The sequence below is a fragment of the Ancylobacter polymorphus genome (genome assembly GCF_022836935.1).
GTDB classification, from domain to species: Bacteria; Pseudomonadota; Alphaproteobacteria; order Rhizobiales; family Xanthobacteraceae; genus Ancylobacter; species Ancylobacter polymorphus_A.
In genome coordinates this window covers 3,493,985-3,508,657 of sequence record NZ_CP083239.1, presented here as the reverse complement: position 1 = coordinate 3,508,657, position 14,673 = coordinate 3,493,985, and the positions used below count along the sequence as shown (strand labels likewise).

Annotated in this window: 13 protein-coding genes; all 13 read right to left on the bottom strand. The window is 68.6% G+C overall.

Translation table 11 applies throughout. The features are described from left to right. Positions 1 to 41: 41 nt before the first annotated feature. A complete protein-coding gene (locus K9D25_RS16715) occupies positions 42 to 824 on the bottom strand; it encodes an ATP-binding cassette domain-containing protein (protein ID WP_244376757.1) in 783 nt (260 codons plus the stop codon). After that, entirely contained in the window at positions 814 to 1,725 is a 912-nt protein-coding gene (locus K9D25_RS16710) for an alpha/beta hydrolase (RefSeq protein ID WP_244376756.1), read from the bottom strand. Before K9D25_RS16710 ends, K9D25_RS16715 begins: the two co-directional genes overlap by 11 nt. Continuing rightward, positions 1,722 to 3,695: a Fe(3+)-hydroxamate ABC transporter permease FhuB gene (fhuB, locus tag K9D25_RS16705; protein WP_244376755.1), complete on the bottom strand. Its 1,974-nt coding sequence runs from the start codon at positions 3,693 to 3,695 to the stop codon at positions 1,722 to 1,724. The genes K9D25_RS16710 and fhuB overlap by 4 nt, the downstream gene beginning before the upstream one ends. Then, complete coding sequence (locus K9D25_RS16700; protein ID WP_244376754.1) at positions 3,688 to 4,587, bottom strand: ABC transporter substrate-binding protein; 900 nt, start codon at positions 4,585 to 4,587, stop codon at positions 3,688 to 3,690. Before K9D25_RS16700 ends, fhuB begins: the two co-directional genes overlap by 8 nt. Positions 4,588 to 4,596: 9 nt before the next feature. Further along, positions 4,597 to 6,966, bottom strand: a complete 2,370-nt coding sequence (locus tag K9D25_RS16695; RefSeq protein ID WP_244376753.1) for a TonB-dependent siderophore receptor — start codon at positions 6,964 to 6,966, stop codon at positions 4,597 to 4,599. A 131-nt stretch (positions 6,967 to 7,097) separates the two neighbouring features. Then, entirely contained in the window at positions 7,098 to 8,084 is a 987-nt protein-coding gene (locus K9D25_RS16690; RefSeq protein WP_244376752.1) for a FecR family protein, read from the bottom strand. A gap of 70 nt (positions 8,085 to 8,154) precedes the next feature. Further along, positions 8,155 to 8,649, bottom strand: a complete 495-nt coding sequence (locus K9D25_RS16685; RefSeq protein WP_279613747.1) for an RNA polymerase sigma factor — start codon at positions 8,647 to 8,649, stop codon at positions 8,155 to 8,157. Between the two features lie 154 nt (positions 8,650 to 8,803). Further along, entirely contained in the window at positions 8,804 to 9,931 is a 1,128-nt protein-coding gene (gene argE / locus K9D25_RS16680) for an acetylornithine deacetylase (protein ID WP_244376750.1), read from the bottom strand. Positions 9,932 to 10,041: 110 nt separating this feature from the next. Further along, positions 10,042 to 10,995 carry an agmatinase gene (locus tag K9D25_RS16675; RefSeq protein ID WP_244376749.1) on the bottom strand — a complete coding sequence of 318 codons (954 nt, stop codon included), beginning with the start codon at positions 10,993 to 10,995 and terminating at the stop codon, positions 10,042 to 10,044. A gap of 69 nt (positions 10,996 to 11,064) precedes the next feature. Beyond that, positions 11,065 to 11,859: an amino acid ABC transporter ATP-binding protein gene (locus tag K9D25_RS16670; RefSeq protein WP_244376748.1), complete on the bottom strand. Its 795-nt coding sequence runs from the start codon at positions 11,857 to 11,859 to the stop codon at positions 11,065 to 11,067. Between the two features lie 68 nt (positions 11,860 to 11,927). Continuing rightward, positions 11,928 to 12,572 (bottom strand): amino acid ABC transporter permease, encoded by a 645-nt coding sequence (locus K9D25_RS16665; protein ID WP_244376747.1) that lies wholly within the window; start codon positions 12,570 to 12,572, stop codon positions 11,928 to 11,930. Beyond that, positions 12,569 to 13,249 (bottom strand): amino acid ABC transporter permease, encoded by a 681-nt coding sequence (locus K9D25_RS16660; RefSeq protein ID WP_244376746.1) that lies wholly within the window; start codon positions 13,247 to 13,249, stop codon positions 12,569 to 12,571. Before K9D25_RS16660 ends, K9D25_RS16665 begins: the two co-directional genes overlap by 4 nt. Beyond that, positions 13,246 to 14,649, bottom strand: coding sequence for an MmgE/PrpD family protein (locus K9D25_RS16655; protein ID WP_244376745.1), 1,404 nt, complete (start codon positions 14,647 to 14,649; stop codon positions 13,246 to 13,248). The genes K9D25_RS16660 and K9D25_RS16655 overlap by 4 nt, the downstream gene beginning before the upstream one ends. Positions 14,650 to 14,673: the final 24 nt, after the last annotated feature.

Here is a 14,673-nt window from a genome sequence, read left to right as displayed (position 1 = left end):
GCAGGGGGCGGGACTGTCCCGGATAAAGTCAGATCGGGCATTCAGCGCGCATAGCAGAAGGACAGGCCGTCGTCCGGCGCGGTGATGACCCCCATCGGGATGCCGTAGATCGCCTCCAGCGGGCCGGGCTGCAGTATCTCGGCGGGCGGACCCTGCGCGATGAGCCGGCCGCCCTGCAGCGCGATGATATGGTCGCAGAACCGTGCCGCTAGATTAACGTCGTGCAGCACCGCCAGCACGCCGATGCCGCGCCGGTGCGCGAGATCCCTGATCATGCTGAGGATCTCGATCTGGTGGGCGATGTCGAGCGCGGAGATCGGCTCGTCCAGCAGGAGGCTGTTGGCGTCCTGCGCCACCAGCATGGCGATCCAGGCGCGCTGGCGCTCGCCGCCCGACAGCGTGTCCACCACCCTTTCGGCGAGCGGGTCGAGGCCGGTCAGGGCGAATGCCTCCGCCACCTTAGCCCGGTCGGCGGCACCGAAGCGCCCGAGCGCGCCGTGCCAGGGATAGCGGCCGAGCGCCACCAGTTCCCGCACCAGCAGGCCGGAGCCGGTCGGCGTGACCTGCGGGAGATAGGCCAACTCGCGGGCGAAGGCGCGGTCGCCCCAGTCCGCCAGCGCCCGGCCGCGGAACCGGATCGCTCCCTCGCCGGGCTGCTGGCGCGCCAGCATCTTCAGCAGAGTGGACTTGCCGGAGCCATTATGTCCGATCAGCCCGACAAACGTGCTGGCGGGGATGGAAAGGCTGAGCGGGCCGAGAATCGTACGGCCGTCCGCCGTGAAGCGGACCTCCTCGATCTCGAACAGCGGCGCCTCATCCGGCATGGTTCGCCCCAAAGGCGAGGCGCAGCGCGTGGTTGATCGAGGCCGGCAGCACCGACATATGCGTCTCGCCGGGCAGGAACTGGTAGGCGGTCGTCAGGCCAGGCACAGGCGCCAGAAGCTCGGCCATCTCGCGCGTATTGTCGACGATCCGGCTCTCCAGGAAGCTGGCAAGGCGCTTTTCGGCGTCCTCGGCCCCGATCTGGAACGGGGCGAGCTGCTGCTCATATTCGCCGACCAGCAGCAGCAGGCGCCCGTCGCCCCGCCTTTCCCCGCCCTGTCCCGCCGCCACGAAGGCCTGCGCCCGGTCGACGATACCCGCGCCTTCCCACCAGATCGCCGGGCTGGCGGAAATCCAGCCGGTGAAGGCGTCGGGCCGCTGGAACAGCGCGTGGAGCACGAACAGCCCGCCAAAGGAATGGCCGAAGATCGACTGCCGGCGCGCGTCGACGGGCACGCGGCGGGCGATCTCGGGCTTCACCTCGTTTTCGATGAAAGCGAAAAACGTGTCCGCGCCGCCGGTCCGCACCGGCGGGCCGCCCTCGAAAAAGGGCGGGTAGGTCTGGCCGGGCGGCGGGCCGAGATCCCAGGAGCGGCGCAGGCTGTCATAGGCCTCCTCCGTGGGATAGCCGATGGCGACGATCACCCCGAAGGTGATGCCGGTGCCGAGCGTATAGGGCGCCTGCGCCCGCAAGGCCTCCACCGCAGTGGCGATGACCGCATTGCCGTCGAGCAGATACAGCACCGGCCAGCCCTCGGCGGGCGGCTCGCCCGGCGGGGTGTAGAGGAAGATGCGGTGCGGCGCGCCGCCTTCGCGCGAGGCGAGGTCGAACTGCACCGTGCCGGGGATCCGGGCGGGCGTCTCACTGTCCGTCGTGGTCTCCGTCGCGGTCTCAAGCTTCATGCGCGTTGTCTCCGTGCCAGCAGCCACATGAGGGCGGGGCAGCCGATGAAGGTGGCGGTCAGGCCCGCCGGGATTTGCCAGGGAAAGGCGGCCGTGCGGCCGAACCAGTCCGCCGCCACCATGAGAATGCCGCCGATCAGCGCCGCCGCGACCATCTGGGGCAGTGCGCGCTGCAGCCCGAGAAACCGCGCCAGATGCGGGGCCATCAGCCCGACAAAGGTCAGCGGGCCGATTACCAGCGTCGCCACCGCCGTCATCGCCGCCGTGACGACGAGAAGCACGCGGTTGCTGCGGCGCGGGGGCAGGCCGAGCGCGCCGGAGATCGCCCCGCCGAGCGGGACGATATCGAGCCAGCGCGCCAGCAGCGGCAGGGCGGCAAGGCTCGCGAACGCCGCCACGAGCGCGACGCCGGCGTCGGTCGCGGTCGCGCCATAGGTCGAGCCGGTCATCCAGTTGAGCAGCAGCAGGGCGCGGGGGTCGCCGCCCGCCATCAGCGCCGTGACCAGCGCATCGAACATCGCTCCCAGGGCGATGCCGACCAGCAGCACCCGCTCCGGTGCCGCCGCGCTGCCGCGCGCCAGAGCGAGCATGGCCAGCAGTGCCAGCAGCGCGCCCAGAGTGGCGGCGCCGAGCTGTGCGGTACGGCCGATCTCGTTGAGCGCGAACATGGCGATGATGAGCCCGAAGGCGGCACCCGCGCTTACCCCCAGCACTTCCGGGCTCGCCATCGGGTTGCCGGTCATGCGCTGCAGCGTGCCGCCGGCGCAGGCCAGCAGGATGCCGGCCGCGAGAGCCGCGAATGCCCGTGGCCAGCGCCATTCCACCAGATCGCCGCTGATGCTCCACCCCTCCAGCCCGTAGCCGACGGCGAGCGACAGCCAGACCAGCGCCACCAGCAGCAGCGCGAGCGCGGTGAGGACCAGCAGCGGCCGGCCGGGGCGACGGATCGCTTCACCCAGCCCGGTGGGCGGTTGCGGCGTCAGCCGCAGGCGGGGAATCAGCCACAGCAGCAGCGGCGAGCCGATCAGGGCGGTGATCGCGCCGGTCGGCAGCATCTCGCCGAAATCGCCGGCCAGACGCAGCACGCTCTGGTCGGTCAGCCACAAAAGCACCGCGCCCAGCAGGGTCGACCAGAGGAGGCGCGCGGCGACCCGGCGGGCGCCCGCGACGGTGACCAGCGCCGGCGCCGCTAGACCGATGAAGCCGATGACGCCGACCGTGCCGACCACCAGCCCGGTGAGCGCGACAGCGAGCACCAGCGTGGCGAGCCGGATCAGCGGTACGGACAGGCCGAGGCCCTTGGCCTGGTCGTCCTCCAGCGTCAGCAGGGTGAGAGGGCGCACCAGCAGCGCGGCGGCCAGCAGGGCGAGGGCCAGCCGGGGTGTGAGGAACTGCGCAATCGTCCAGTCCTGCTGGCTCAGCGAGCCGCCGCCCCAGATGAACAGGCCGGCGAGGTAATGGCTGTTGAACAGCGCCAGCATCGCCGCCAGAGCGCCGCAGTAGAGGCTCACCACCATGCCGGCCAGCACCACGGTGAGCGGGGAGAGCCGCCGGCGCCAGGACAGGCCGAGCACGAGCAGCGCGGCCACCAGCCCGCCGGCCATCGCGGTCCATTCGCGGCCCACCGCCAGCAGCCCCGGCGCCCACAGCATCGCCATGGCAAGGGCGAGATTGGCGCCTGCGGAAACGCCGAGCGTGGTCGGCGAGGCCAGCGGGTTGCGCAGCGCAATCTGCATCAGCGCGCCGGCCAGTCCGAGGGCGCCGCCGCACAGCAGGCTGGTGGCAAGCCGCGGGGCAAAGCTGTAGCGCACCAGCATCTGGCGCACGTCCGACGGATCGGGGCTTGCGAGGGCATCGATCCAGAGGGCGGGCGGCAGCCGCAGGGCCAGCGTCGCCACGCTCATGCCGAGAGCGGCGAGTGCCAGCCCGCCGACAAGGCTGCCGGGACCAAGCCGCAGGCGCTCACCCATGCGCGGGCGCTCCGGCAAGGGTCTGCCCGAGCAGCCCGGCGAAGCGCATGGCGGAGGGCAGCATGCCGAACATCAGCGCCGGCGGCATGGCATGCACCCGCCCCGCCCGCACGAAACCGAGACTGTTCCACAGCGGCGAGCGGCCCAGCGCCGCCAGCACATCGGCGGCGATCGGCTCGACATAGATCAGCCGCGCCTCCGGCGTCCGGGCCAGCTGCTCGATGCCGACGGTGTCGAAGCCCCAGTAATTGACCCCGCCCTGCCAGGCATTGGCGAGGCCGCACAGTGTCATCACGTCGTCGAACAGGCTTTTCGCGCCATAGACGCGGACATGGCGGGTATCCATGAAGCTGACGAGAAAGACCGGGGTGCCGGCATGGGGGGCCAGCGCCGCGCGGGTCGCGGCCATCCGTGCGGCACTGGCATTGATCAACTCCTGCGCCTGGCTCTCCCGCCCGATCATGTCGCCGAGCCGCCGCGTGGCGTCGACACTGCGGGGATAGGGCGTGCCGGGCTCGGGCGTATAGATCGCGAAGCTCTCGGTGCGGGCGATGCGCGCCAGCACCGGGCCAAGGGGCGCGAGATAGGGGGTGGTGAGGATCAGCTCGGGCTTCAGCGCGTGCAGGAGTTCGAGGTTGGCCTCCTGCGCGGCCCCGAGATTGATCACGCCGGGCGGCATCGCCGGCTCGACCACCCAGGTCGCCCATTGATCCGCTTCGGCGATGGCGATCGGCGGCACGCCCAGCGCCAGCAGGGTTTCGGCGAGGCCGTAATCGAGCGAGACGACCCGGGTCGGCGCGGCCCCCGCGCGCGATGGGCCGGGCGCCAGCACGGCGCAGGACGCGGCAGCGGCCAGCAGGCCGCGCCGGGTGACGAGGTGGAAGGCGGGCACGACGGGGACCTACCAGCGGTACTTCAGCCCGGCGAGGACCGTACGGGGAGCCCCCATGTAGCAATAGCCGGCATCGCAGGTGACGTATTCCTCGTCCAGCAGGTTCTGCGCGTTGACCTGCAGGCTCCAACCCTTGAGGGCAACGTTGAGATAGCTGAAATCATAGCTCAGCTTGGCGTCGACCAGCGTATAGGCGCTGTTCTGGAAGGTGTTGAGCGAGTCGCCCCAGGTCGATCCTGTGTAGCGCACGCCCGCGCCGATGCCGAGGCCGGCCAGCTTGCTCCCCGCCTGGAACTGGTAATCCGCCCAGATGGAGAAGGCGTTCTGCGGCTGGCCGGAGGGGGTGAGGCCGATCGTCTCCGCGTCGCCCGCGACATTGGTGAGATCGAGATAGGTGTAGGCGCCGCGAATCTTCAGCCCATTGCCGAGATTGGCCACCGCCTCCAGCTCGAAGCCGCGTGCCCGCACCTCGGCGGTCTGGACCTGGAACAGCGGATTGGTCGGGTCGGTGGTGAGGCCGTTCTCCTGATTGATCTGGAACACGGCGGCAGTGAAATAGCCGTCGAAGCCCGGTGGCACATATTTCACGCCACCTTCAATCTGGCGGGCCGTCGTCGGGTCGAACGCATTGCCGTTGATATCGACGCCAAGATTGGGCGCGAAGGAGGTGGCGTAGCTCACATAGGGCGCGATGCCATTGTCGAAGAGATAAGTGAGGCCGGCGCGGCCGGTGAAGGCGTTGTCGTCGGTGTTCTCGGTGGTGAACTTCAGCAGGTCGTCATCCGTGGACGACACCCAGTCGTAGCGGCCGGTCAGCGTCACGATCCAGCGGTCGAACGTCGCCTGCTCCTGCACATAGATGCCGGTCTGGCTCTGCGTCTGGTTATAGCGGGCATAGTTGAACGGAGGGTCGAAGGTCGGGCCGAGCGGCTGGCCGGTGTTGAAGTTGAAATCCGCCGCCGTGCCGAAGCCGATGCCGCCGTCCAGCGCGAGATAGGTGTAGTCGAGACCCACCAGCAGCTTGTGCGTGACGGGGCCGGTGACGAAATCGGCCTGTACCTGATTGTCGACCGCGAAGGAATCGAGCAGGTCGTGGACATAGCCGGTGCCACGGGTGGCGATGTTGGTGGCGGGGTCGATGCCGTCGATGCTGGTATAGCGCACCGTGGTGTCGGCCGAGCCGTAGCGCAGGTTCTGGCGGACGGTGAAGACGTCGTTGATGTCGTGCTCGGCGAGATAGCCGATCCGCCACTGTTCCTGCGGCTGGCTGTTATAGTCGCCGGGCGCGCGGCTGAAGGTCCCGCCCGGGCCTTGCCACTGGTAGAAGGGCAGCGAGGCCGGGGTTTCCGACTGCTGGTACTCGCCGAGGAAGGTGATGCGGGTCTGGTCGTTCGGCTTCCAGGTCAGCGCCGGGGCGATGAAGGCCATGTCGTTTACGCCGCCGCCCAGCGTGTTGGGCGAGCCGGCGTCGCGCAGCAGGCCGGTCAGGCGGTAGAGGAACTGCCCGTCCTTGTCGATCGGGCCGCCGACATCGAACTGGCCCTGCCACCACTCATAATTGCCGCCCTGCAGCTCCACCTCGCCGAAGGCTTCCTCGGTCGGGCGCTTGGAGGTGACATCGACCAGGCCGCCGGGCGAGCCGAGGCCGTACAGCGCGGAGCTCGGGCCGCGCAGCACGGTGACGCTCTCCACCCCATAGGGCTCGATCTTGAACACGGACATGTTCGCGCCCGGCCAGCGCAGCCCGTCGCGGTAGATGCCGTTATAGGTGGCGTCGAAGCCGCGAATGGTGAAGGCGTCATAGCGCGGATCAAAGCCGCTCTGCCCTGTGCGCACGCCGGGCGTATAGGCCACCGCCTGGGTAAGCGACTGCACGTTGCGGTCATTGAGCTCGTCGCGGGTGACGACGGAGATGGACTGGGGGGTCTCGATCAGCGGCGTGTCGGTCTTGGTGCCGACATCGCTGGTGGTGGCGACATAGCCGACCGTACCGGTGCCCTGCACGTCGATGGTGCCGAGTTCGATCGCGCCGTCCGGGCTGGTGCCGGCTGCGCTGGTGGCACTGGGATCGACGATGGTCACCTGGGCGGGGCCGGTGAAGCGGTAGGTGAGGCCCGTGCCGGCCAGCAGGCGCGACAGCGCTTCCTGCGGGGTCAGCGTGCCGGAAACCGCTGAGGAGCGGCGCCCGGCCAGCTTGGCGGTGTCATAGAAGACCTGCACGCCCGCGCGCTGGGCGAATTTCAGCACGCCGCGATTGAGGTCCTGCGCCGGAATGTCGAAGGCAATGCGCGCGGACGCCGCGCCGGCGGGCTGCTGCGCCAGCGCAAGGCCGGGGAACGCCACCGAGGCGAGAAGCCCGGCGACCAGACCGGCCGCCAACCCATGGCGCCGCGCGGGAGCCCCCGTCCAATGTCTCACTCCGGCCATCTCTGTTCATCCCCTCGTGCCAGCGCCTGGTCGCTGGAGGGGAAGACAACCGGGAGGTCCGAACCCCGTAAAAAAATCTTCACTCAGTACAGGACGGTCACCAGAGGTGGCAGGGAGGAGGCGCTGGCGCCGAGTTCCGCCGTGATCGTGCGGATGACATCGTCGAGATTTCCGCTCGCAAACACGCCGCTCACCTTGCGCTGCGCGAGCTGGGGATCGGCGATGACGATGCGCCCGCGCCGGTAGCGGTTGAGCTTGCGCACGACATCCTCGAGCGGCACGGAATCGAACACCAGAAGGCCATTGCGCCAGGCGGTCGCCGCGTCGAGATCGGCGGCATCGACCGGGCCGAGGCCGTGTGACAGGTCGTACTCCACCGCCGTGCCGGGCGAGAGCACGATGCGCTCATCGCCGCGCTCGGGCGTGTCGAACGCGATTTCGATGCGGTGCTCGACGGCCGTGACCCTGGCGCCGTCCGCGCGTGCCTCCACCAGGAACTGGGTGCCGAGCGCGGTCGTGGTGCCACGGGCGGCCGCGACCACGAAGGGGCGGCGCTCGGCGCCGGCGCGCGGCGCGGCCTGGAAGAACGCGTCGCCGGCGAGCAATGTGACCTGGCGCGCCTCGGCGCTGAAATGCACGGCGATGGCGCTGTCCGGACCGAGATCGACAAGGCTGCCATCGTCTAGCGTCACCTGTCGCATCTGGCCCGGCGCGGTGCGCCAGTCGGCGGCGAGGGCGATCCAGGGATCGCCGATCTGATAGCGCAGGGCGAGCAGACCGAGGGCAAGCAGGGCGATAACGCCGGCGATGCCGGCGCGACTGATGGGCTTGCGGCGCCCGGGGCGCGCGAGCGCGCGCAGCGGGCCGGGGTCGCGGCGCAGCAGATCGAGGCTGCGCCAGGCGCTGTGCGCTTCCTCGAAGGCGAGGCGGTGGTCGGGGTCCGCCTCCAGCCAGTCGCGGAAGGCATCGCGCTCGGCATCGTCCAGAGGGCGGCCCTCCAGGCGGGCGACCCAGTGCGCCGCGCGCCGGTCCGCCTCCGACGCTCGATCCTCGTTCACGTCGTCATCCATGCCGCGTGCCCTCCGTGTCCACATAAGGGAAGACAACCGGCGGGGCCAAAACCCGTACTCGCTTTACCGTCTAGCGCGTCCGCAGCCGCTGCGTCACGTGCTGGATCGCCATGGCCAGATGTTTCTGGACCGAGCTTTCGGAAATCGACAGCGCCCGCGCCACTTCCGGCTGGGTCAGCCCATCGACGCGGGTGAGCACGAAGATCTGCTGCGTGCGCACCGGCAATTCGCTGACAAAGCGCTGCAAGCGCTCAAGCTGCAGCCTTGCATCGGCGGCATCTTCCGGGGTCGGCGCATCGGCGGCGATATCGCCCAGCCATTCATGCGGCACGCTGTCGGTGCGGCGGCGGGCTTCCTGCTTCTTGTGATTGAGCAGGAGATTGCGGGCGATGGTATAAAGGTAGGCGCGGACATCGTCGACGCGGGTTTCGGGCCGCTCGATCACCCGCAGGAAGGTGTCTTGCACCAGATCGGACGCCATGTGCGCGTCGTGCAGACGGTACCGGAGATAGCGTCGCAACTCCGGCCCATGGGCATCGAACGCTATTTTCAGGTCGCCAGTCACTGCGTCGAAACCTCATCCGCCGCATGGGGGAATCTTCATCGCGAGGCTTCACACTTACGTGAGTTTAAATAGCTCTGCAATATCAACAGTTTAGAGTGAATCAAAGGTAGGGTGGCCAGGCTGCGAGGTTCCAGCCCGGCCGGCAAGGTGATCGTCACGCCGGAGACAGGCCCTGCCCGAGCGCTTCGATGAAGGCCTGGCAGGCGTGCAATTCATCAAGGCGGATGAACTCATTGGGCTTGTGCGCGCGGTCGATGTCGCCCGGTCCGCAGATGATCGCGGCAATGCCCGCCTCCTGGTAGAGCCCGGCTTCTGTGCCATAGCTGACGGCGGCCAGCGATGGCGCGCCCGTCAGCCTTTCCACCAGAGCGGCCAAGGGCGCATCGGCGGGGAGGGAGAGCGCGGGATAATCGCTCAGCGTCTCCCATGTCGCGTTGACGCCGCGCGCGGCTAGCGAGCCGATGACGGCGTGGACGGGTTCGAGCAGCGCGCGCGGCGCATGGCCGGGAATCGCGCGCGCCTCCAGATCGGCGACGCACAGGGCGGGAACGATGTTGAGCGCCTGTCCGCCCCGGATCGTGCCGATCTGCATCGAGGAATAAGGCGGCTCGAAGGTCGGGTCCTGCGGTCCCTCGGCCAGGGCCTGCGCCGTCGCCACGGCCTTTGCCAGCACCTCGACCATCAGATGGATGGCGTTGATCCCCTGGTCGGGACGCGAGGAATGGCCGGCGCGGCCTTCGATGCGGATGCGGGCCGCCGCCTTGCCCTTATGGGCACGCACGCCCCTCATGCCGCTCGGCTCGCCGATGATGGCGCCGAGCGGTGGCGCGCAGAGTTCCGGCAGGCGGGAAATGAGGTGGGGCGCGCCGCGGCAACCGGCCTCCTCATCATAGGAGAAGGCGACATGGAGGGGGCGGTCGAGCCGGCCGGCCTTCAGCGCCGGGACGCTGGCGAGCACTGCCGCGAGAAACCCCTTCATGTCGCTCGTGCCGCGCCCAAAGAGCGCGTCGCCCTCCGCGCGCAGCGTGAACGGATCGGCGCGCCATTGCGCCTCCTCGGCGGGCACCACATCCATGTGCCCCGACAGGATGTAGCCGGGCCGGTCGCGCGGCCCCAGCGTGGCGAACAGATTGGCGCGGTCGCCTTCCGGCCCCGGCAGAACCCGCACCTCGACCGCATGGCTCCGCAGATAGGCGGCGATCCAGTCGACAATGGCACCGTTCGGGGTGCCGACGACCGAGGGAAAGCTCACCAGGCGGTCGAGAATCTGCGCGGCATTCATGAAGACGGCATCCGAGAGGGAAGGAGCGCCCCGCTCATCCGAGGGGCGTCAGGGCGTCGCCGGGAGGCGCACGGCGTCAACAGGGCGCGCCCCCGCAGGCGGAGGGGCGGCTATTTCGCGCCGAAATAATTGGCCCGGACGGCGGCGCCGACGAGGTTCACGATCAGGCGGCCGGCGGTGATGCAGGTGATGTCGTTGACATCGGTGGCCGGGGTGATTTCCACCACATCCATGCCGACCACGCGCCCCTTGTTCACCAGGCCATGGATCAGGCTTCTGGCCTGCATGAAGGTCATGCCACCGGCGCAGGGAGCCGCGACCCCCGGCGCGATGCCAGGCTCGAAAGCGTCGAGATCGACGGTGATGTAATAGCGCCCCCCGGCGGGGATCCGGTCCAGCACGTGCTGGATGCCGCGCTCGTGCAGCTCATAGGAGGAGACGAGATGCGCGCCATAGGCCCGGGCGGCATCGAACTCCTCCTGCCGGCCGCTGCCGCTGGCATGGAGGCCGATCTGGAAGATCTCGCCGATATGATCCATTTCCGAGGCCCGGCGGATCGGGCTGGAGAGGCCGTGCGTGACGCCGTTGATCTCCTCGCGCCAGTCGAGATGCTGGTCGATCTGGATGAGGGTGATCGGGCCCTGATCGTCGAGCGCCTTCAACACCGGGATCGGGATCGAATGATCGCCGCCGAGGATGATCGGCATCGCGCCTGACGCCACGATCTTGCGCACCACCTGCTCGGCGCGCGCGAGATGCTCCTTCAGCTCGCGCGGATCGGCATAGACGTCGCCGCAGTCCACCGCGCGGATCGGCCGGTTGTCGTAGAGCGGGCCGCCAATGTCGAAATCATAGCGCTCGATGGCGCGGAGAATCCGCCCCGTCGCCCGGCGCATCGCCAGCGCGCCGCGGCTCTGGTCGCTGGCGATCTCGCCGAAGGTGTAGGATTCGCCATAGGGGATGCCGAGATAGGCGATATCCGCGCGGAGCGCGTCGAGATCGGTGCAGGGCTCGGAATAGAGAAAGGTCTGATGTTCGGCCTTGGCGGGGATGGTCAGGAGCATGCACGTTTTCCTTGTCGATGTCGCGTGGCCTCAGGCGCGGGCGGGCCGCGCAGGGCGAGCCGGCGGGGGTCAGTGTCCCAGGATCTGGCTGAGGAACAGCTTGGTGCGCTCATGCTGCGGGTTGGAGAAGAACGCTTCCGGCTCGTTCATCTCGATGATCTGACCGGCATCCATGAAGATCACCCGGTTGGCGACCTGCCGCGCGAAGCCCATTTCGTGGGTCACGCACAGCATGGTCATGCCCTCTTCGGCGAGGCTCACCATGGTCTCCAGCACTTCCTTGACCATTTCCGGGTCGAGCGCCGAGGTCGGCTCGTCGAACAGCATGATCTTCGGCTTCATGCACAGAGCGCGCGCGATGGCGACGCGCTGCTGCTGGCCGCCGGAAAGCTGGCCGGGATACTTGTTCGCCTGCTCCGGGATTTTCACCTTGCGCAGGAAGTGCATCGCCAGTTCGTCGGCATCCTTCTTGGGCATCTTGCGGACCCAGATCGGCGCCAGCGTCAGATTTTCCAGAATGGTGAGATGCGGGAACAGGTTGAAGTGCTGGAAGCACATGCCGACCTCGCGGCGGATCTCGTCGATGCGCTTGAGGTCGTTGGTCAGTTCGATGCCATCGACGATGATCGAGCCCTGCTGGTGCTCCTCCAGCCGGTTGATGCAGCGGATCATGGTGGACTTGCCCGAGCCCGACGGCCCGCAAATGACGATGCGCTCGCCGCGTTTCACGGTGAGGTCGATGTCGCGCAGAACGTGGAACTCGCCATACCATTTGTTGACCCCGACCAGTTCGATGGCCGCGCCCGAGGACGCGGAGACGGGGAGGGCGGGCGCGGGGGCGGCGGACGGGGCGAGGTTCGACATGGGGAAGCGTGTGCCTTTGCGGTTCGATCGGGCGTCTGTCGGCAGGCGCGCGGGCGCGCCGGGCGCGGTCAGATCCGGATCCGTTTTTCCAGATGCCTGCCGCACAGCGAGATCGAGAAGCAGATGACGAAGTAGATGAACGCCACCGCGCCATAGGCGAGGAACGGCTCGAAGGTGGCGTTGGCGATGATCTGGCTCGCGCGGGTCAGCTCGACGAAGCCGACAATCGAGGCCAGCGAGGTGTTCTTGACGATCTGCACCATCAGCCCGACCGTCGGCGGCACCGAGAGGCGCAGGGCCTGCGGCAGCACGATCAGCAGCATCTGCTGCCAGTGCTTGAGGCCGAGGCTGGAGGAGGCTTCCCATTGGCCCTTCGGCACCGCCAGGACGCAGCCATACCAGGTCTCGGTGAGATAGGCGCTGCTATAGACCGAGAGGCAGAGACTGGCGGCGAAGAGCGGCGTCGTCTGCACGCCCATCAGCGCCAGCCCGAAATAGACAAGGAAGAGCTGCATCAGCAGCGGCGTTCCTTGAAACAGCTGGACATAGAGCCTCACCGGCGTGCCGGCGACGCGGGGAAAGGCAAAGCGCAGGCTCAGCAGCAGAAGGCTGACGACCGCGCCCCCGGCGAAGGCGATCAGCGAGAGGTAGATCGTCCACGGCACGGCGGCGAGCAGGTTGCGGAAGACGTCCCAGGTGGTGAAATCGTTCATCGCTGCGCCTCCGTGGCAAATTCCCCGTAGACGAAGCGGCGGCCGACCCAGGTCAGCATTTCCCGGAACAGGACCGCGAGGCCGAGATAGATGAGCGTGACGACGATATAGGCCTCGAAGTTCCGGAAGGTCCGGCTGGCGATCATGTTGGCTTCATAGGAAAGCTCGGCGACGGAGATCTGGCTGCACAGCGCCGAGGCCAGCAGGATGATCACCAGCTGGCTGGTCATGGCCGGCCAGACCCGCTGGAAGGCGGGAGGAAGGATGACGAGGAAGAACGCCTGCGCCGGCTTCAGCCCCAGGCTGCTGGCCGCTTCGAACTGGCCGGCGGGCGTCGCCTCAATGCCGGCGCGGATGATCTCGCAGGCATAGGCGGTGAGGTTGATCGTCAGCGCGACCAGCGCCGCCGGGACCGGATCCAGCCTCAGGCCAAGGGCCGGCAAGCCGAAGAAGATGAAGAAGATCTGGCCGAGAAACGGCGTGTTGCGGAAGAACTCGACATAGCCACGGATGAACCAGCCAAGCGCCTTCGGTCCGCGCAGGCTGCCCCATGCGCACAAGGTGCCGAGCACGACGCCGAGAAAGGACGAGACGAGCGTGAGCAGCACGGTCATTGCGAGACCGTTCAGCAGGCTCGGCCAGCTGTGGAAGACATCGATGAACGAGGAGAGGTTCATTCGGCGGGCATCCGGTTCTGTGCGCCTGTGAGGGTCGTGTTCAGGAGATCGCGGACCGGAACTTCCGCATCCAGATCGTCAAGCGCCTGCAGCGCGCGGTGGGCCGCCGGTTTTCCAAGCGTCGGTTCCGCACAGCTCAGAAATTTGGCGCGCAGCTGCGCCGGGGGCACCGGATTGGCAGCGGTGCCCAGCGCGTGGGTCTGATAGCCGGCGAAATTGCGGCCATCCCGCAGGGAGATCACGACCGAGGCCCCTTCCGGCGCGTCCCGGCGGCGCGTGGCATCCCACATCGGGCCGCTCACCATCCGCACGCGCGCCATCATCGCGCGCAGGTCGGGATCGGCGAGCACCTCCTCGCGTAGATGCTCGACGCCCGGCGCCCCGAAGCACAGGGTAGCGGCGATCGCGAACTCCATACTGAACTGCGCCTCGCGCGGGGTGGCGGGCGCGGCATAGACCAGATTGGCGACGACGACGGGCGGGACATCGCACAGGACGCTCTCAACCTCGTCCGCCGAAAAGCCCTCGCGCGCCATTATGTCGGCCACGACGTCAACCGCCGCATGCGAGGACAGGCAGATCGGGAACTTCTTGATGTCGATGCCGGGTGTCTCCAGCCGCCAGGAGCGGCCGAGGTCGGCGAAGGCGGCAGCGTCGAACACGCCATCGGTGTGCAGCGCGGCAAATCCGTTGCGATGGGTGAAAGGCTCGTCCGGCCCGCTGGCGCCGCTGGCCGCCAGCAGCGCCGCTCGAAGCCCCGCCGCGCTGGCTTCGCCGGCCAGAAGCGCCTTGGCGTCGGTGGCGAAGCAGCTCTTGCTGCCGCCCGCGCCCGCTACGGCCAGCCCGATGCCGGCGCGCATCTGCCGCGCGTCGAGCTTCAGCAGGTGCCCGGCGGCGACGCAGGCACCGATCGGGCCCAGCAGTCCGGTGGTCCACCACCCCTTGTCGTAGAGGTCCTGCCCGGCGGCAGCACCGACCGCGTATTCGCACTCCGCCCCGACGGTGATCGCGGTCAGCAGGTCGGCCCCCGTCGCGCCAGTCTCCTGCGCGATGGCGATGGCCGCGGGGACGATGACGGCCGAACCATGGACGAAGCCGGCATAGCAATTATCGTCGAAATCGAGCGCATGGGCGGCGGTCGCGTTGCACGCGGCCGCGCCCACGGCCGCCAAAAGGGCCGGCGCGCCCCAGATCTCCGACATGCCCGCTGCAGCGTTCCGCGCCGCGAATTGGCGGGCGAGGCCCGCCACCGGCGTGCCGGCACCGGCGAGGGCGACGCCGACCGTGTCGATCACGCACGCCTTGGCGACGGCGCGGATGCGATCGGGAATGTCGGCGGCGCGCACGGCTGAGGCCCACTCCGCGAGAAGCCGCGAGGGATTGCGGGGAGTGAGGCTCATCGCCAACCGCCTGGTGCCATTCGC

Excerpts from the sequence above, each read along its gene's own strand:
- K9D25_RS16690 (WP_244376752.1), bottom strand. The coding sequence starts at position 8,084 with ATGGATGACGACGTGAACGAGGATCGAGCGTCGGAGGCGGACCGGCGC.
- K9D25_RS16670 (WP_244376748.1), bottom strand. The coding sequence starts at position 11,859 with ATGTCGAACCTCGCCCCGTCCGCCGCCCCCGCGCCCGCCCTCCCCGTC.
- K9D25_RS16665 (WP_244376747.1), bottom strand. The coding sequence starts at position 12,572 with ATGAACGATTTCACCACCTGGGACGTCTTCCGCAACCTGCTCGCCGCC.
- K9D25_RS16715 (WP_244376757.1), bottom strand. The coding sequence starts at position 824 with ATGCCGGATGAGGCGCCGCTGTTCGAGATCGAGGAGGTCCGCTTCACG.
- K9D25_RS16675 (WP_244376749.1), bottom strand. The coding sequence starts at position 10,995 with ATGCTCCTGACCATCCCCGCCAAGGCCGAACATCAGACCTTTCTCTAT.
- fhuB (WP_244376755.1), bottom strand. The coding sequence starts at position 3,695 with ATGGGTGAGCGCCTGCGGCTTGGTCCCGGCAGCCTTGTCGGCGGGCTG.
- K9D25_RS16660 (WP_244376746.1), bottom strand. The coding sequence starts at position 13,249 with ATGAACCTCTCCTCGTTCATCGATGTCTTCCACAGCTGGCCGAGCCTG.
- K9D25_RS16710 (WP_244376756.1), bottom strand. The coding sequence starts at position 1,725 with ATGAAGCTTGAGACCGCGACGGAGACCACGACGGACAGTGAGACGCCC.
- argE (WP_244376750.1), bottom strand. The coding sequence starts at position 9,931 with ATGAATGCCGCGCAGATTCTCGACCGCCTGGTGAGCTTTCCCTCGGTC.
- K9D25_RS16655 (WP_244376745.1), bottom strand. The coding sequence starts at position 14,649 with ATGAGCCTCACTCCCCGCAATCCCTCGCGGCTTCTCGCGGAGTGGGCC.